Raw genomic sequence first — 17,570 nt, 5'->3', positions numbered from 1 at the left:
GTTGTCATTCTGTGACGTGAGGCGGCATTGACGGTTCCAGGGGTGCGATCTAGCTTGGGTGGAAATCGATTTCCGAGCAATCGATTTCCGAACCTGGAGGTCAAACACCCGTGGCACGTATCGGAGTGCTGAGCATCTCGGACGGACGCGACTTCGTCGCCCGCGATCTCGTGGATCACATCGGCGCCGCCACCACCGCCCTGGCGGAGGCGTTGCGCAAGGAGGGGCACGAAGTCATCGTGGCTCCGGAGATCGTGTGGACCAACGAGCTGGCCACCTCGCAGGCCCGCTGGCTGGCGGACCAGCGGCCCGACCTGACGATCTTCAATTACGCGGTCTGGGCCTTCCCGCATTTCACGATGCTCGCCGCCGAGGCCACCGCGGGCCCGCTGCTGCTCATGGCCAACATCGACCCCGCCCAGCCCGGCATGGTCGGCATGCTGGCCGGCGGCGGCGGTCTCGACCAGGTCGGCCGGGTGCACGCGCGGGCCTGGGGGGACATCGAGGACCCCGCCGTGCGGAACCGGGTGCTGACCGAGGTGCGCGCCGCCCAGGCCGTCCAGGGGCTGCGCGGATCGACGTTCGGCCGGATCGGCGGCCGGCCCATGGGCATGTACACCGCCGTCGCCAACACCGACCAATGGATGCGCACCTTCGGCGTGGACGTCGAGGAGATCGACCAGTGGGAGATCGTGCGCCGCAGCGACAACGCGTCCCAGACCCGTGTGAAGGAGGCCCGAGAATGGCTCGAGACCAAGGGCAACGTCCACTACGACGGCAAGCAGCTCACGCCTGACCTGCTCGAACGTCAGATCCGTACGTACTACGCGATGCGCGAGCTCATCGACGAGTGGCGGCTGGACTTCTCCGGCATCAAGGGCCAGCCCGAGCTGACCACCCACTTCTGCACGATGGACATCGCCGAGGCCTTCCTCAACGACCCCTACGACTGGGAGGGACCGAAGGAGACCCACGTCTGCGCGACCGAGGCCGACATGGACGGCGCGCTGAGCATGCAGATACTCAAGCTGCTGAGCGGCGACCCGGTCCTGTTCGCCGACGTGCGCCACTACCACGCCGACAAGGACGTGTGGGACCTGTGCAACTCCGGTCAGCACGCCACCTGGTACGCCGCCCGCTCCGACGACCCCGCCGAGAACCTGGCGAAGACCCACTTCTACCCCGAGGTGTTCTTCTTCCCCGCCGGCGGCGCCAGCGTGCACCACCTGGCCGCGCCCGGCGCCGCCACGTTCGCCCGCCTCACCCGCAGGGACGGCCGCTACCGCATGCACGTGATGCGCGGCGACTTCGAGCTGTACGACGACGCCACGAACGAGGCCATGGCCAGGCAGTCGACGTTCGAGTGGCCGCACGCCTTCACCAGGCTGCACGTGCCTGCCACCGAGTTCCTCGGGCGGTTCGGCTCCAACCACATCCACGCGGTGCCCGGCGACTACGTCGCCGAGCTGGAAGCGGTCTGCACGCAGCTGGGTGTCGAGTTCGAGGGGTTCGGCGATGCGGCTTAGGCGGTTCAGGCGGCTCAGGACGACTCTGCTGGCCGCCGTCGTAGCGGCCGGGGCGTTGTCGGCACCCGCGCAGGCGCAGGCGCAGGCGGCGCCGGGCAAGGGCCCGGTCGGGTGGGAGGTCTACCGGCGGCTGGACCGGCTGCCGGAGCTGACGACCGGCGTGCAGACCAAACAATTCTCCAGCTTCGACCGCACGGCGGACAACAACGACGGGTTCGAGGGCACGTACTCGTGCCTGAGCACCTCGGAGAGCGGCTGTGTGCTCGCCGAGCACACCGGCGCCGGCGAGGTGCAGGCCCTCTGGTTCACCAGGGACGGCGGCGACGTCACCAAGACCGGCACGATCACCATCGAGCTCGACGGCCGCAAGGTCGTCGAGGCGAGCCTGCAGGACCTGGTGAACGGCGAACTAGGGGCGCCGTTCACCTATCCGCTCGTGGGCAACGCCGACCAGAGTTCCGGCGGCGTCTACGTCGAGGTGCCGATGCCGTACCGGAAGTCGATGCGCATCACCACCGAGCACAACCCGCTCTTCTACCACGTCTCCTACCGCACGTTCGCCGACGCGGAGGGCGTGCGCACGTTCGACCCGTCCGACAAGGCGCGGGACGTCATCGACCGGCTCAAGGCCGGCGGCGACCCCAAGCCCGCGCTCCCGGGCGCTCGCACGCAGGACACCGCGATCGACCTGGCCCCCGGCAGGTCGGTACGGCTCGCCCGCACGCAGGGCTCCGGCCTGCTGTCGCAGATCAGGGTGCGGCTGCCCCAGGCCGAGCAGGTCCTGCCCGAGACCGAGGCCGACGAGGGGCGGGCGTTCGGCAAGGGAGGCTCCAGCGAGTTCACGGTCGCGATCGATCCCGGCAACGACGGGGTGCGGCTGACCCGGCGCATCGACCCGGCCATCGGCAAGCAGGTCGCCAAGGTGCTGGTGGACGGCGAGGAGGTGGCCCAGTGGCCGCCGAGCACGACCGGCGCCTCGGGAATGTGGGCCGAGGAGTCCCTCGACCTGCCGGCGAGCGCGACGAAGGGCAAGTCGAAGATCACTGTCAAGAACGTGTTCCACTCGTCGGACCTCGACTACAACGAGTTCACGTACTGGGTGGACAGCGGCGGCGAGCGCACGGACACCGTGGACGTCGGCGACGCGGCGGACGAGGCGGCGCACGGCTACACGATCGCCGGGCAGACCTGGCAGGGCGAGCGAACCTTCGCCTTCCCGATGGAGGAGGAGCAGCTCGCCAGGGTCAAGGCCGCGCAGGAGGTGCTGCAGAAGCTGCGGCTGAGGATCACCTTCGACGGCGAGCGCACCGTGGACGCGCCGGTCGGCGAGTTCTTCGGCAGCGGGCACGCCATGATGCCGGTCAGGTCGCTGATGTACGCCGTCGACGCCGGGACGAGCACGATGTCGGCCTGGTGGCCGATGCCGTACAGGAAGGGCGCGACGGTCGAGCTGCACAACGGTTCCGGGCGGGCCATCGACGGCGAGGCGTCGGTCACGTCGGCCAACCGCCCCATGGCAGGAAATATCGGTTATTTCGGCGCACAGTCGCATGCCGGCGCCACCACGCCCGGCAAGAGCTGGCCCTTCCTCAAGGCCACCGGCCAGGGCAAGTTCGTCGGCGTCAGCCACACCATGCGCGGCCCGACCAACCGCAACTACCTGGAAGGCGACGAGCGCGTCCACGTGGACGGCTCGCGCACCCCGCAGATCCACGGCACCGGCAGCGAGGACTTCTACCAGGCGGGCTGGTACTTCAACCGGGAGACCTTCAACACCCCCTTCCACGGCAATCCCGTGCACCTGGCCCCCGCCACCGGCTGCCCGGGCGAAAGCGACTGCACCAGCGCCTACCGGCTGATGATCGGCGACGCGGTGCCGTTCGGCAGCTCGATCACGTTCGACATCGAGCACGGCTGGACCAACAACGTCGAGGGCGTCTACTCCTCCACCGCCTACTGGTACGGCTCGGGCAAGACCTCCACCAGGCGGACCGACGCCCTGACGGTCGGCGACCCGGCCAGCGAGCGGGCACACGGCTACACCGGCGAGGGCGAGGTCACGACGCTGGAGTCCGCGTTCGAGGGCGACCTGAAGAACGCCGACACGATGAAGGCCACCCAGCGGGTCACCGAGCGGCCGCACTCCTTCAAGCTGCGGATCGAGCGCGGCAACAACGGCGTCGAGCTGCGGCGTACGAGTGACCAGAGCCGTGCCGGCCAGCGCGCCGAGGTCACCGTCAACGGACGCCGGCTGCCCGACTGGGTGCAGCCGCTCGGCAACGAGAGCCGCAGGTGGCTGGAGGACACCTACCAGATCCCGGCCAGCGCGACCCGGGGCGGCGGCGAGATCACGGTCCGGCTCACGCCGAAGACGCCCTGGTCGGCCGCCTCCTACACCGCCTGGAGCCTGCGGTGACCGTTCTGACGATGCGGGCCATCGGCAAGTCCTTCCCAGGTGTGCGGGCCCTCGACGGGGTCTCGCTCACCGTGGCGGAGGGCGAGGTGGTGGCCCTCCTCGGAGAGAACGGCGCCGGCAAGTCGACGCTGATGAACATCCTGGCCGGCGTGTTCAAGGACTACGAGGGCGAAATCGAGATCGGCGGACGGGTGGCGCACATCCACTCGCCCAAGGACGCGCGCCGGCACGGGATCGCGATGATCCACCAGGAGCTCAACCTCGTGCCGGAGCTGTCCATCGCCGACAACATCTTCCTCGGCAGGGAGCGCGCGATCCTCGACAGGAAGGCCATGGAGGCGCGGACCGCGGAGCTGCTGCGCGGTCTCGGCCTCGACCTGTCGCCGCGCCGGCTCATCAAGCAGTGCAAGATCGCCGAACGCCAGCTCATCGAGGTGGCCAAGGCGCTGTCGCAGAACGTGCGCGTCCTGGTCATGGACGAGCCGACCTCGGCCCTGGCCGACGCGGAGGTGCGGCGTTTGTACACGGTCATCCGCGACCTGACCGGCCGCGGCGTGGCCGTCATCTACATATCGCACCGCCTGGAGGAGCTGGAGGAGATCGCGGACCGGGTGGTGGTGCTGCGTGACGGCGCCTACATCGGCGAGCGCTCCGAGGTCGACCGCGACGAGCTGATCCAGATGATGGCCGGCCGTCCGCTGGGCGAGCTGTTCCCTCGGGCGGACGGCGGCAGGAGCGGCGAGGAACTGCTGAAGGTCGAGGGGCTGTCGGTGCCGGGCGAACCCGGCTCGGGCCGCACCCCGTTGCGCGAGATCAGCCTGTCCGTACGGGCGGGCGAGATCGTCGGCGTGGCCGGCCTGATGGGCGCGGGCCGCAGCGAGCTGCTGGAATCGATCTTCGGCCTGCACCGGCCGACCGCGGGCTCGATGAGCCTCGGCGGCCGGCCGTACCGCCCGCGACGCCCCAAAGGCGCGATCCGGCGCGGCGTCGCCCTGGTCGCCGAGGACCGTAAGGCGCAGAGCCTGGTGCTGGGCAACACCATCGCCTTCAACGCCAGCCTGCCCTCGCTCGGGCGGTTCCTGCGCTTCGGAACCGTGGACGGCCGCCGCGAGCACAGGGCCGTCGAGCGGCAGGTGAACGAGCTGCGCGTCAAGACTCCCGGCACCCGGTTCACCGTCGGGAACCTGTCCGGCGGCAACCAGCAGAAGGTCGTGCTGGCCAAGTGGCTGCTGACCTCGCCGTCGCTGATCCTCATGGACGAACCCACCCGCGGCATCGACGTGGGGGCCAAGGCGGAGATCCACGCGCTCATGTCCTCGCTGGCCGCCGGCGGCAAGGGCGTGCTGGTCGCCTCGTCGGAGCTGCCCGAGCTGCTCGCCATGTGCGACCGGATCCTCGTGTTGTGCGAGGGCCGGATCACCGCCGAGTTCTCGCGGGAGCAGCGGCCCACGCAGGAGGCGATTCTCGAAGCCGCCATGGCACGACAAAAGGTGACGACCCTATGACGACCACGACGGAGCCGCCCCCGCCCGCGAAGGCGCCGGGCGAAAGCCGGCTGCGGCGCGCGTTCTCCGCCCTGGGCGCGGCGCAGGCCTACATCGGCCTGGTCCTGATCCTCGCGGTCGGGATCGCGACGAAGGGCGAGGTCTTTCTCAACGAGACGAACCTCACCAACGCCGTCGGCGCCTTCGCCTCGCGCGGCATCCTGGCCGTCGGCGTCACGCTGGTGATCCTCACCGGCGGCATCGACCTGTCGGTCGGCTCGCTGCTCGGCATCGCCTCGATGACGGCGGCGATGATGTTGTCGAAGTACTCCCTGGAGCCGTGGCAGATCGTGCCGATCTGCATGGTGGTGGGCGGGTTCTTCGGCTTCCTCAACGGCGCGGGCACGGCCTGGCTGCGCATCCAGTCGTTCGTCATGACGCTGGCCATGCTGTCCGTCGTACGCGGCCTGGACCGGCAGGTCAGCGACAACGTCAGTGTCGGCACCCAGATCGCGGGGCCCGACGGGAAGCTGACGCCGCAGGCGGAGGCGTTCCAGCTGTTCGGCACTCCGGGGCACAACCTGTTCGACCGGATCTACTATCCGGTGCTGGCCTTCGTCGTGGTCTGCGTGGTCTTCCACCTGATCCTGACGAAGACCAGGTTCGGCCGGCACGTGTACGCGGTCGGCGGCAACCCCACCGCGGCCCGCCTGTCCGGCGTCAACGTCACGGCGATCACGATCGCGGTGTTCACGCTGTCGGGCATGCTCGCGGGGTTCGCCGGGCCCATCGACGCCGCCTACAGCGCCTCGGCCGATCCGCAGGCCGGGCAGTCGTACGAGCTGGACGCCATCGCGGCCGCGGTCATCGGCGGCGCGTCGCTGGCGGGCGGCAAGGGCACCATCGCGGGCACGTTCGTCGGCGCCCTCATCCTGACGCTGCTGGACAACGTGCTGGGGCTCAACGCGGTCAGCGACAACTGGCAGCTCGTCATCAAGGGCCTGATCGTCGTCGTGGCGGTGGTCCTGCAGCGTCCCGATCTCTTCAAGTTCTTCCGAGGAGGGTCTCGATCGTGAAGAAGGCCATCACCGTCGCGCTCTGCGCGGTTCTCGCCGCGGCGTGCGCGTCCAAGGCGCCCGGCCCGTCCACGTCGGCCGACGGCGGTGAGAAGAAGAAGTTCGTCGTCGGTTACTCGCAGTCGAACAACGCCGAGCCGTACCGGGCGCAGCTCAATCTGCAGCTGCAGCACTATATGAAGAAATATCCGGACATCGAGCTGCTGCCGATCGCCGACGCGAAGCAGTCGAGCGCCACGCAGGTCTCCCAGGTCCAGAACTTCATCACGCAGAAGGTCGACGCGCTCATCGTCTCGCCCACCGAGCCCGCGCCGCTGACGGCGGCCGTCGAGCAGGCGTGCCAGGCCAAGATCCCCGTCATCATCCTCGACCGCACGGTGAACACCGAGTGCTACAGCGCCTTCATCGGCGGCGACAACGTGCTCATCGGCAAGAAGGCGGGCGAGGAGGCGGTCAAGCTGCTGCCCGACGGCGGCAACATCGTCGAACTGCGCGGCATCATGTCCAACCAGCCGCAGATCGACCGCGACAAGGGCTTCCGCGAGGCCATCGCGGCCAACCCCAAAATCAAGATCATAGCGGATCGCGAGGGCAAGTGGCTGAAGGAGCAGGCCACCCCTATCATGCAGCAGTGGCTGGCGCAGCACGAGAAGATCGACCTCGTGTACGGGCACAACGACCCCATGGCGCTGGGCGCCTACCTGGCGGCCCAGGCCGCGGGCAAGGCCGGGCAGATCAAGTTCATCGGCATCGACGGGCTGGCCATCCCCGACGGCGGCATCCGCGCCGTGCAGCTCGGGCAGCTCTCGGCCACGTTCATCTACCCGACCGGCGCGGAGGAGGCGGCCGCGACCGTCAACAAGATCCTCCACGGCGAGAAGGTGGAGAAGAAGCAGGTGCTCGGCACCACGCAGGTCACCAAGGACAACGCGGCCGAGCTCTACAAGAAGTACGACCTGTCAGGGCAGGGCTGAATGTTCCTCGGCATCGACATCGGCACCTCCAGCTCCAAGGGGGTGCTGGTGGCGCCCGACGGGGCGGTGGTGGCCACGGCGGTGCACGAGCACCGCACCGCCACGCCCAGGCCCGGCTGGTTCGAGCACGACGCGGACGAGATCTGGTGGGCCGACTTCCTGGCCATCACCCGTGAACTGGCCCGCCCCGGCGTCGCCGCCGTCGGGATCAGCGGCATCGGGCCGTGCGTGCTGCCCTGCGACGCCGGCGGCACCCCGCTGCGGCCCGCCATCCTGTACGGCGTGGACACCCGGGCCACCGCCGAGATCGCCGCCCAGACCGAGCGGTACGGCAAAGCCGCGATCATGGAAAGATGCGGGTCGCCGCTCACCTCGCAGGCGGCCGGGCCGAAGCTGGAGTGGCTGCGGGCCCACGAGCCCGGCGTGTGGGAGCGCACCCGGCGGATGTTCATGGCGCACTCGTGGCTGGCCTACCGGCTGACCGGCGCGTACGTGCTCGACCACCACGCGGCCAGCCAGTGCACACCCCTCTACGACACCCGCGCCCACACGTGGATCACCGAGTGGGCGGACGACATCGCGCCGGGCCTCGAACTGCCCGAACTGGCCTGGAGCGGGGAGGTCGCCGGCACGGTCACGGCCGCCGCCGCGGCGGACACCGGGCTGCCCGCCGGCATCCCGGTGGTCGCCGGAACCATCGACGCCTGGGCGGAGGCGTGCAGCGCGGGCGTCACCGCACCGGGCGACGTGATGCTGATGTACGGGACCACGATGTTCATCGTCGAGGTGCTCGCCGCACGGGCCGCCTCTCCGCAGCTGTGGGGCACGGTGGGGATCGCGCCGGGAACGTACAACCTGGCGGCCGGGATGGCCACCTCCGGGGCGATCACCGGGTGGCTGCGCGACCTGACCGGCGCGTCGTTCGAGGACCTCACCGCCGAGGCCGCCGCCATCGGGCGGGGCGCGGAGGGGCTGCTCATGCTGCCGTACTTCGCCGGTGAGCGCACGCCCGTCTTCGACCCGGACGCGCGCGGCACCCTGATCGGGATGACCCTGCGGCACGGACGCGGCCACCTCTACCGGGCGGCGCTGGAGGCCACGGCCTTCGGCGTGCGCCACAACCTGGAGACGATGCGGGCCGCGGGCGGGACGGGCAGGCGGCTGGTGGCGGTCGGCGGCGGCACGCAGGGCGGGCTGTGGACCCAGATCGTGTCGGACGTGCTGCAACAGCCGCAGGTGCTGCCCGCGCACACGGTCGGGGCCACGTACGGCGACGCCATGCTGGCCGCGCGGGCGTGCGGCGTGGCGAGCGAGGGGTGGAACCCGGCCGTCGCCACGGTCGAGCCCGATCCCGGCGCGGCCGGCGACTACGACCGGCTCTACCACCTCTACCGCGACCTCTACCGGTCGACCCGCCACATCGCCCACGCACTCGCCTGAGCGGGCACCCGGCCGGGCGGACCCGAGCGGCTCGGCGAGCGGGCGGGCGTACCGGACGGGCCGGCGGGCGGGCGTACCGGACGAGCTTCGTGGGAGGCCGTCAGCCGGACATGATGAGCTTCTCGATGCGCTCGGCGCCCGCCACGACGAGGTCGCCGTACTGGTGGCCGGGCCCTTCCGGGCCGACCCGCGACAGCGGGGCGGACAGGCAGAGGGCCGCCACCACCTCGTCGTTGAGCCGGACGGACGCGCTCACCGAACTCAGCCCCAGCATGCGCTCGGAGACGCTTTCGAGCCAGCGCCGCTCGGGATGCGCGGGGTCCGGCGGGTCACCGGCCTCCAGGATGCGCGCCGCCGAGCCGCGCGCCGCCAGCGGCAGGCGCGAGCCGACGGGCAGGGAGGCGCGCAGCTCGGCCTCGGACTCCGCGCAGGCCACGCAGAGCCGGTGGTCGCCGCGGCGCACCCAGATGGCCGCCGTCTCCCCCGTGCGCGCCCGCAGATCGTCGAGCACGGGGCCGGCGACCGTGATCAGCCCCGAGGAGGTGAAGCGCCTCCCGACGTGGTAGCGCCCGTGCCGGTCGCGCCGCAACAACCCGTGCTTGACCATGGACGCGGCCAGCCGCTGCGCGGTCGGGACGGACAGGCCGAGGTGGCGGGCCAGCTCGCTGGCGCCCATCGGGGCACGCTCGACGGTGTCGAGGATGGCCACCGCCCGGTCGATCACCCCGACCCCCGTGACCCGGTTTTCCTGCTCGTCATCCCTCACGTCACGACCTTAGCTCCGCCGGGCAGGCCGCGCCACGACACCGGTCGGTTCTTGATCCCGGTGGGCGTCACGCCGCCGACGAGGCACCACCGCAGCAGGAGCCCGGCGAGCGGCGCACGTGCCGGACGCGCCGTCGTGCCGCTCCAACCACGGGCGGGCGGGCCCGCTGACTCCGGCGTACAGGAAAGAAGCTCTGCCGGAGCATCTCGTCGCGCGTCCGGTCCTGAAGGTGGTGGATGTGGTCGAGCGACGATCGAGCGTTCCGGTGGCTCACGTGCCCCCTCCCCCCGGTCACTTTCCTGTGAGGAAAGTAGGCGGACGGGGCCCCGAGCGTTCCCGGGGCCCCGTGAGAGCTAGCGCCAGGTGATGTCGGAGGAGGAGTAGAGGCAGTTCACGCCGTCGGCGCCCTCGCCGATCTTCTCCGGTTCGTCACCCTTCGGAACGCCCCGGTACTTCTCGCAGATCGTGGTGTCGTCGCCGTACACCGTGATCCTGCTGAAGCGGGCCGTGTCGCCCCAGTTCGTGTTGATGCCCGCCAGGACGTCGGTGGAGCGGGCGGTGACGCCGTCCATGACCACGTGGCGCTGGTAGGAGCTGGAGCAGTTGCCGCAGGCGCGGTAGAGCTTGCCCGCGTTGTGCGCCTGGAAGTCCCTGATGGTCAGCGTCCCGGCGCCGTTGTGCTGGAACACCTTGTCGGAGGCGGACCTGGCGCCGCCACCGTCCACCAGGTACGTGGCCGACGAACTGGACGACCTGAACGTCGCGGCGTCCTCTCCGACGTCGTTCCACCACACGTTGCGGATCGTGCACGAGCCCTCGCAGTGGATGCCGTCGCCGGCCGGGGCGTCGATGATGACGTTCTGGATGGTGCCGCCGTTGCCCACCACGAACATCGGGTCCTGGCTCTCGCCCTGGCCGCCGTCGCCGATGCCGTAGTAGCGCTTCATGCCGCCGTCGAAGAACGTGCCGACGTCACGGGTCTCGGTGATGTGCACGCTGCCGGTGTCGGAGGGCCACTCGCCGTCGCCTCCGCCCCCGTCGCCGCCGCCCATCTTGACGAGCCGCCACTGCTGGTTGGCGCCCCCGAGGTCGTCCCACTGGGAGATCCTGGCGCCGTCGCCGGTGCCCCACTCCCACACCTCCAGGGCCATGCCGCTGTTGCGGTTGATCAGCCGTACGTGGCCGCCGTCGGAGTCGGCCAGGCGGAACTGCTGGTTGGCGGCGTTCAGGTCCGCCCACTGCACGATCTCCGCGCCGCCGGCCGTCGACCATTCGTAGACGTCCAGCACCTTGCCGCTGTGGCGCGACCTGAGCCGGTAGTAGCCGTCGCCGGAGCTGACGAACTGCCACTGCTGCTGGTCGCCGTCGTTGCGGGCCCACTGGACGATCGGCGCGCCGTCGGCGGTCGCGAAGTCGTACAGGTCGAGGGCCTTGCCGCTGTGCCGGTTGACCAGGACGTACCAGGCGCTGGTGTCGACGGTGGCTCCCTGCGCGGGGAGCGGTGTCACGGCGATGGCGCCCACGATGGCCGTGAGCATGGCCGTGAGCATGGCCGTGAGCATGGCCGTCAGCATGGCGGCGAGGGTCGCGGGGAGCCGGCGCCATCGCCTGGAGCGAGGGGTTCGGTTCAAGGTCGTTTCTCCTTTGCGGTAAGCGCTTTCCCGACGGGAGTGACGCGCCGGGGCCGCTGAGTTCGTTGGGAGGTCCGCCTTAATCGCAGGCCGGTCGTCGCTGTTCGAGCTTTGATCGCACGCTCGTGGGCCACCGTCAACAGGCCTTCGCAAGTACGCTCGCCGACCTGCGGCTTCCCGCGGTGAAAGTTTCACCGCGGGTTCGGTGGGTCCGGCGCGGGACCCCCCGTGGGTGCGGCTGGTGATCACGGGAGAGAAGCGCACACGTGTTGGCCTACACTTGTTGTCATGGCTTTCACCGAGCGGTCGGCCGCCACCCGGGCCTCCATCCTCTCGGCCGCCAGGAGGCTCCTCGTCGAGCGGGGCTTCGAGGGCATGACGATCAGGGCGGTCGCCGAGCGGGTGGGCGTCGACCCGTCGATGGTCATGCGCTACTACGGGAGCAAGGCCGGGCTTTTCAACGCCGCCGTCGACGTCGATCTGCGACTCGACCAGACCGGGCAGCCGCCACCGCTCGACCGGCTGGGCGAGCTGCTCGTACGCCATTTCCTGGCGCGATGGGAGGGCGATCTGTCCGACGACGCGCTGGTCCTGCTGCTCCGTTCCGCCAGCACGAACCGCATGGCCGCCGAGCGCATGCGGGAGGTGTTCGCCGGTCAGATCGCCTCACAGGTGGCCCGGCTGACGGGAGCCGACGACGCGGAGCACCGGGCGGGGCTGGTCAGCGCACAACTCCTGGGGCTGGCGCTCACCCGTTACGTCCTGCGGTTTCCGCCCATGGTGGAGGCCGACACCGAGACCCTGGTGCGGGAGATCGGCCCGGTGGTGCAGCACTACCTGACGGGGTCGGGCATCACGGCGTGACCTGCCGGGGGAACCGCACCCACATGTCGCTACATTACGCATATGTATGATTACTCAGTGTGAGAACTCAAGAGACAGAGATATCCCTTCCGTACGCACTGCGGGAGCGGTGCGGTGAACGTCCCGCCACCCACCCCGAGATCCCGCACCAGCAGCTCGACCAGATCGCGCCGGTGGAGTTGCAGGAGGAACTGTGGCGGCGGATGGCCGGGCTCGGCCACGTACGCACCGGCGCCAGCGTCGTCTCCCTGCCGGAGACACGCGCGCTGCATCTCGACCCCGAGCACGCGCTCGGGCCGGCCACGGCGTTCGTGCGTGACAGCACCGAGTTCGCCCACCTGCACGGGCCGTTCGACGGGAGCCTGCACCTGCTGCTGCCCGAGCGTGACGCAGCCGAGGCCCTGGCGCAGGGCTGGGGCGAGTTCCACCCGCTGGTGGCCGAGGGCCGCTGCCCGCCGACCCTGATCATGGTGTACGGCCCGCGCGACGGCGGAGAACTGGAGACGGTGTGGGAGCTGGTGCGCCGCAGCCATGCCTTCGCCTCGGGCCAGATTCTCTGACCGGAGGCGGTCGCGGCGTGCGGTACAGGGCCAGAACGTCATGCACGGCGCCTCGGCCACCGTCGGCGTCGAGCACGACCCCGCCGACCGGCGGGCGGGCAACCGGCTGCGGATGCCGGTGACCGTGCTGCAGCAGGACTGGGGGTGCCGCGCTCGGCTTCGACACCGCCGGCCGGTGGCGGGCGTGGGCGCCGGACCTGGTGACGAGACGGTGTCGTGCGGGCATTTCATGGCGGATGAGGCCCCGGCGGAGGTGACGAAGGTGCTGCGGGATCTGCTGGCCAGACAGGGCTTCTGCGGGCTCCGCGCACGCGGTTGCCGGCGGGGTTCTGATCGGGCGGGGTCCTACGTGATCTGTTTTCAGTAGATTCATGATGGATCAACCATCATCGAGCCGACCGAGGAACACGTGAGCATTCCCGACCTGACCGGCGTCCATCCCGCATGGCTTCCCCCCGGCGTGTTCCGCGCGATCGGCGCGCGCCGCGTCCTCGTGCTCGGCGACGGGCCCCTCACCGGCACCGTACGAGCGGAGGCCGAGCAGGCGTGCGCCCGGCACGGCGGCGCCCTGGAGCAGGATGGGACGGGATCCCCCGACCTCGTGCTCGCCCTGTCGGCGGCGGCCGGCCAGGCGCCCGCCGCGCGGGAGTTGCTGGCCGGGCAGGGCGGGTCCGCCGTCGGCGAGGAGGGTTACCTGCTCGCCCGCCGCGACGGCGTCACGGTGGTGCTGGCCGACGACTCCGCCGGCCTGCTCTACGGGTTGTTCCACGTGGTCAGGCTGGGCGAGGAGGCGTTCACCGGGGAGCGCCCCGCCGAGCGGCACCGGCCCGCCGCCCGCCGGCGGATGCTCGACCACTGGGACAACATCGACGTGCATCCGGTGATGGGCCAGGTCGAGCGCGGCTATTCCGGCGGGTCGATCTTCTGGCGGGACGGCGGCCCCCGCGGCGACCCGGCCAGGGTGCGGGCCTATGCGCGGCTGCTGGCCGCGACCGGGGTGAACGCCATCACGGTGAACAACGTCAACGTGCACGCCACCGAGTCCCGCCTGCTGACCGACCGTCTCGGCGACGTGGCCGCCATCGCGGACGAGGTGCGCCCGTACGGGATCCGGGTGCATCTGTCGGTCAGCTTCGCCTCGCCGATCAGGCTCGGCGGGTTGCCCACCGCCGACCCGCTCGACGAGCGGGTGCGCGAGTGGTGGGCGCGCACGACCGAGCAAGTGTACGCGGCCATCCCCGACTTCGGCGGCTACGTCGTCAAGGCCGACTCGGAAGGGCAGCCGGGCCCGTTCGCGTACGGGCGCAGCCACGCCGACGGCGCGAACACGCTCGCCGACGCCCTGGCCCCGTTCGGCGGGGTGGTGCACTGGCGGGCCTTCGTCTACAACCACCGGCAGGACTGGCGTGACCGCTCGACCGATCGCGCCCGCGCGGCCTACGACCATTTCGCGCCGCTCGACGGGCGGTTCAGGGACAACGCGATCCTCCAGGTGAAGCACGGCCCGATGGACTTCCAGACGCGCGAGCCGGTGTCGCCGGTGATCGCGGCCATGCCGTCCACCCGGCTGGCGGTGGAGCTGCAGGTGACGCAGGAGTACACCGGCCAGCAGCGGCATGTGTGCTATCTGGCGCCGATGTGGAAGGAGGTGCTCGGGTTCGGGCCGTGGGGCGCGGACGGGCGCACCGTGGCCGACGTCGCCACCGGCGCGTCGGGCGACGGCGGCGGCCTGGTCGCGGTGTCGAACGTCGGCGACGACTTCTACTGGACGGGCCATCCGCTCGCCCAGGCGAACCTGTACGCCTTCGGCCGCCTGGCCTGGGACCCGCGGCTGGAGCCCGCCGCTCTCCTCGACGAATGGATCGACCTGACGTTCGCGCCGGCGGCGGGCGGCGACCCGGGTCCGCTGCGGAGCACGCTGCACGCGATGATGGACGGTTCGTGGCGCACGTACGAGCGGTACACCGCGCCGCTGGGCGTCGGGTTCATGGTCCGTCCCGGTCACCACTACGGCCCCGACGTGGACGGCTACGAATACACGCCGTGGGGCACGTACCATTTCGCGGACCGCGACGGCGTCGGCGTCGACCGCACCCGCGCCTCCGGCACCGGGTTCACCGGTCAGTACCCGCAGCCGTGGTCCGAGGTCTACGAGTCGCTCGGCACCTGCCCCGACGAGCTGCTGCTGTTCTTCCACCACGTCCCGTACGGGCACGTGCTGCACGACGGCGCCACGGTCATCCAGCACATCTATGACACCCACTTCGCGGGGGTCGAGGAGGTGGCCGGGAGCCGGCGGCTCTGGGAGCGGGCCGATCCCGGGGATCCGGCGCTGCACGCCCGGGTGAAGGAGCTGCTCGACGAGCAGCTGCGCTGTGCGGAGGAGTGGCGCGACCAGGTCAACGCCTATTTCTTCCGTAAGTCGGGAGTGCCCGACGCCCGGGGCCGGCGCATCCCGTGACGCGCCGCTGGCGGTCAGGCGGTGAACCTCTCCCTGATCTCGTCGATCATCGGGCGGCTGTTGCGCAGCAGCGCCGCCACGAACACCGCGGCGAGGAGGGTCAGCGCCGCCTCGGTGGCGACCGTCGTGAGGCCCGCCGCCACCACGAGGAGGCAGAGGTTGCTCACGGTGACGCCGGGGAAACGTACGAGCGAGTAGGACGCCAGCCGGGCGACGTCGGCCGCCCGGAACTCGAACAGCGAGGTGATGACCAGCGCGGCGGCGGCCCAGAGCGCCGCCGCCACGGCGACGGCGACGAGCAGCACCGCCCACCAGCCGGGAACGCCGGCGGCCGAGTAGTTCGCCAGGTTCGTCCCGACGATGGTCAGCCCCGCCAGCCACGGCGCCCAGATCTTCAGGACCCCCGCGACGTTGCCCCGGTAGCCCCGCCAGAACACCGCCGCGGGACGCAGGTCCGTCAGGTCGGAGCGCCGGTGACGCAGCGCGTAGAGGGCGGCCGACAGCGCCGGGCCCGCGGGCAGCGCGCACAGCGCGGCCAGTGGGAGGTTGCCGGCGTCGCGGTCGAGCAGGACGAGCGCCGCCAGCCCCGGCGCGGCCGTGAGCAGGAACAGCAGCTCGACGACCAGCAGGGTGTAGACCAGCGCGGCGACGCGCGAGAGCGGCCCGGTGCCGAACCGCCCCCCGGTCGCGTCGCTCATCGAGGGCCCTCCACTCAGCCGTGTTCCTTCTTGAACCGGTCGTAGGCGGTGTTGACCAGGTTGATGTAGGAGGCCATGTTATTGCCCTCCAGTTCCTTGACGTAGGCGTCCCACTCGCTGAGGTCGCGCTCGCCGAGGATGAACTTGAGCGTCTGCTGGGTGACGAAGTCCTTGAGCGGTGTCTCCCACAGCGTGGCCTGCTCGCGCTCCTCCTCGTTGAACGGGTGGGGCGGGTCGACCGGCCAGGCCTTCCTGGCGTTCATCACCTTCTGGAACTCCAGCTCCTCCTCGGAGAAGGTGGACTCCAGCAGCTTGGTGGTGCCGCCGTAGGAGAACACGCCGTTCTGGAAGCCGAAATCCTTCTGCAGGTGCTTGGACGCGTCGGGGTTGAGCCCGACGAAGTCGACGTCGTCGGCCAGCTTGTAGCCGCCGGAGGCGTCCTTGGTGAACGTCGTGCCTTCGACGCCCCACTTGCAGAACTCCAGGCCCTGGTCGGAGTACCAGAGCCAGTCGACGAACTGCATGATGGCGACGAAGTTCTTGTGCTCCAGCGCCTTCTTGGAGATCATGACGCCGTTCTCGAGCCGGGTGCCGATCTTGTAGTCGCCGACGGGGCCCATGGGGACGGGGATCTTGGCGATCTTGGCGTCGGGGTTGGCCTTGGTGAGCGCGCCGCGGAACTCGTTGACGAGGGTCTGCGCGTTGCAGCTGATGACGAACGACTTGCCGGAGATGAGCTTCTGGTCGGCCTGCTCGTCCTGCTGGGTGAAGGCTTCGGGGTCGAGCAGCTTCTCCTTCACCAGCTTGTGCAGATATTCGATCATCTGCTTGTACTGCGGCATGGCTCCGGTGTAGACGAACTTGCCGGCGGTGGCGTCCCAGAAGGCGTGCTGGTACTCCCAGCCGCCCTTGGTGCCGTAGGCCTGGGCGACGAGCTTGAGCAGGTTGCCGCCGGGGGTGGGGATGCCGAACCGGTCGGTCATGGGGTAGAGGTCAGGATATTTGGCCTTCATGGCCTTGAGCACGGTGTAGAGCTCGTCCCAGGTCTTCGGGACCTCCAGGTCGAGCTCCTCCAGGATGTCCATGCGCATCGCGAGGGTGTAGTCGACCCAGACGTTCTCGTGCATGCCGGGCAGCAGGTAGATGCGGCCGTCGGCCTGCCGGAGCGTGTCGAGCTCCGGCTCCATCTTCCACTTGGCGACCTTGTCCTTGAGGTTCGGCATCAGGTCGAAGTACTCGCTGACCGGCAGGACCGCGCCGGAGGCCACGAAGGCCTCCTCCTGCGGGTGGTACGTCTTCGGGATGACGAGCGGGGCGTCCCCTGCGCCGATCATTAAGCTGCGCTTCTTCTCGTAGTCGCTCAGTGGCACCGCGACCGGCTTGAGCGTCACGTTCGTGCGCTTGGTCAGCTCTTCCCAGAACAGCCAGTCGTCCTTCAGCGGGTAGAACGGGTGGTTGTTGTAGAGCACGTCGAACGACAGCGGTTCGGTTGCCTTGAACTGCTGGTTGACACCGTAGTTGGCCATCGCGCCCGCCTTGTTCGCGGTCTGGGCAGCCTGCTTCGGGGCTTCGTCCTCGCCGCAGCCGGCGAGGACGAGGGTGAACGCACCCAAGCCGATGATCGCCTGACGCCGTGAAAGTTCGCGCATTGGGGTTCCTTTGCCGTGTCCGGGG

13 protein-coding genes and 1 pseudogene are annotated in these 17,570 nt (G+C 70.2%); 10 read left to right on the top strand and 4 right to left on the bottom strand.

Annotation, left to right across the window (positions count from 1 at the left end):
• Positions 1-110 precede the first annotated feature (110 nt).
• Genes GUY59_RS50500 through GUY59_RS02945 form a run of 6 tightly spaced genes read left to right on the top strand, consistent with a single transcriptional unit; the run spans position 111 to position 8,916 of the window.
• The gene (locus GUY59_RS50500) at positions 111-1,526 is read left to right on the top strand and encodes an L-fucose/L-arabinose isomerase family protein (protein WP_138198767.1); all 1,416 of its coding nucleotides are present in this window, start codon (positions 111-113) and stop codon (positions 1,524-1,526) included.
• Positions 1,516-3,942, top strand: coding sequence for a glycoside hydrolase family 172 protein (locus GUY59_RS02965; protein WP_138198766.1), 2,427 nt, complete (start codon positions 1,516-1,518; stop codon positions 3,940-3,942). The genes GUY59_RS50500 and GUY59_RS02965 overlap by 11 nt, the downstream gene beginning before the upstream one ends.
• A complete protein-coding gene (locus GUY59_RS02960) occupies positions 3,939-5,447 on the top strand; it encodes a sugar ABC transporter ATP-binding protein (protein WP_201760439.1) in 1,509 nt (502 codons plus the stop codon). The genes GUY59_RS02965 and GUY59_RS02960 overlap by 4 nt, the downstream gene beginning before the upstream one ends.
• Entirely contained in the window at positions 5,444-6,502 is a 1,059-nt protein-coding gene (locus tag GUY59_RS02955) for an ABC transporter permease (protein WP_138198765.1), read from the top strand. The genes GUY59_RS02960 and GUY59_RS02955 overlap by 4 nt, the downstream gene beginning before the upstream one ends.
• Entirely contained in the window at positions 6,499-7,476 is a 978-nt protein-coding gene (locus tag GUY59_RS02950) for a substrate-binding domain-containing protein (protein ID WP_201760438.1), read from the top strand. The genes GUY59_RS02955 and GUY59_RS02950 overlap by 4 nt, the downstream gene beginning before the upstream one ends.
• Positions 7,477-8,916: an FGGY-family carbohydrate kinase gene (locus GUY59_RS02945; protein ID WP_138198764.1), complete on the top strand. Its 1,440-nt coding sequence runs from the start codon at positions 7,477-7,479 to the stop codon at positions 8,914-8,916.
• 100 nt (positions 8,917-9,016) lie between these two features.
• Here GUY59_RS02945 and GUY59_RS02940 read toward each other — a convergent pair whose 3' ends face one another.
• On the bottom strand, positions 9,017-9,682 hold the full coding sequence (locus GUY59_RS02940; RefSeq protein ID WP_138198763.1) for an IclR family transcriptional regulator: 666 nt from the start codon (positions 9,680-9,682) through the stop codon (positions 9,017-9,019).
• A gap of 353 nt (positions 9,683-10,035) precedes the next feature.
• Complete coding sequence (locus GUY59_RS02935; RefSeq protein WP_201760437.1) at positions 10,036-11,313, bottom strand: pectate lyase; 1,278 nt, start codon at positions 11,311-11,313, stop codon at positions 10,036-10,038.
• A 288-nt stretch (positions 11,314-11,601) separates the two neighbouring features.
• Here GUY59_RS02935 and GUY59_RS02930 point away from each other — a divergent pair, with 288 nt between their 5' ends.
• The 4 genes and pseudogenes from GUY59_RS02930 (at position 11,602) to GUY59_RS02915 (ending at position 15,198) form a co-directional block, all read left to right on the top strand.
• Entirely contained in the window at positions 11,602-12,177 is a 576-nt protein-coding gene (locus GUY59_RS02930; RefSeq protein ID WP_138198762.1) for a TetR/AcrR family transcriptional regulator, read from the top strand.
• Between the two features lie 59 nt (positions 12,178-12,236).
• Positions 12,237-12,737, top strand: coding sequence for a luciferase domain-containing protein (locus tag GUY59_RS02925; RefSeq protein ID WP_201760436.1), 501 nt, complete (start codon positions 12,237-12,239; stop codon positions 12,735-12,737).
• Between the two features lie 4 nt (positions 12,738-12,741).
• Positions 12,742-13,023: pseudogene (locus GUY59_RS02920) on the top strand (alpha/beta fold hydrolase); the annotation flags it as partial.
• A 123-nt stretch (positions 13,024-13,146) separates the two neighbouring features.
• On the top strand, positions 13,147-15,198 hold the full coding sequence (locus GUY59_RS02915; RefSeq protein WP_252374799.1) for an alpha-glucuronidase: 2,052 nt from the start codon (positions 13,147-13,149) through the stop codon (positions 15,196-15,198).
• Between the two features lie 14 nt (positions 15,199-15,212).
• On the opposite strand, the gene GUY59_RS02910 is transcribed toward GUY59_RS02915, so the two are convergent.
• Positions 15,213-15,896, bottom strand: a complete 684-nt coding sequence (locus GUY59_RS02910; protein ID WP_138198761.1) for a hypothetical protein — start codon at positions 15,894-15,896, stop codon at positions 15,213-15,215.
• Between the two features lie 14 nt (positions 15,897-15,910).
• Positions 15,911-17,545, bottom strand: coding sequence for an ABC transporter substrate-binding protein (locus GUY59_RS02905; RefSeq protein ID WP_138198760.1), 1,635 nt, complete (start codon positions 17,543-17,545; stop codon positions 15,911-15,913).
• Positions 17,546-17,570 lie beyond the last annotated feature (25 nt).

This window comes from Nonomuraea sp. K271, from assembly GCF_009908215.1.
GTDB lineage: Bacteria > Actinomycetota > Actinomycetes > Streptosporangiales > Streptosporangiaceae > Nonomuraea > Nonomuraea longispora.
Note: the sequence above shows the minus strand (reverse complement) of the source record. Positions and strands in the feature narration are given on the sequence as shown.

What these genes read in the sequence shown, in the direction of transcription:
- GUY59_RS02945 (WP_138198764.1), top strand. Translation starts at nt 7,477, where the DNA reads ATGTTCCTCGGCATCGACATCGGCACCTCCAGCTCCAAGGGGGTGCTG.
- GUY59_RS02910 (WP_138198761.1), bottom strand. Translation starts at nt 15,896, where the DNA reads ATGAGCGACGCGACCGGGGGGCGGTTCGGCACCGGGCCGCTCTCGCGC.
- GUY59_RS02905 (WP_138198760.1), bottom strand. Translation starts at nt 17,545, where the DNA reads ATGCGCGAACTTTCACGGCGTCAGGCGATCATCGGCTTGGGTGCGTTC.
- GUY59_RS02930 (WP_138198762.1), top strand. Translation starts at nt 11,602, where the DNA reads ATGGCTTTCACCGAGCGGTCGGCCGCCACCCGGGCCTCCATCCTCTCG.
- GUY59_RS02965 (WP_138198766.1), top strand. Translation starts at nt 1,516, where the DNA reads ATGCGGCTTAGGCGGTTCAGGCGGCTCAGGACGACTCTGCTGGCCGCC.
- GUY59_RS02955 (WP_138198765.1), top strand. Translation starts at nt 5,444, where the DNA reads ATGACGACCACGACGGAGCCGCCCCCGCCCGCGAAGGCGCCGGGCGAA.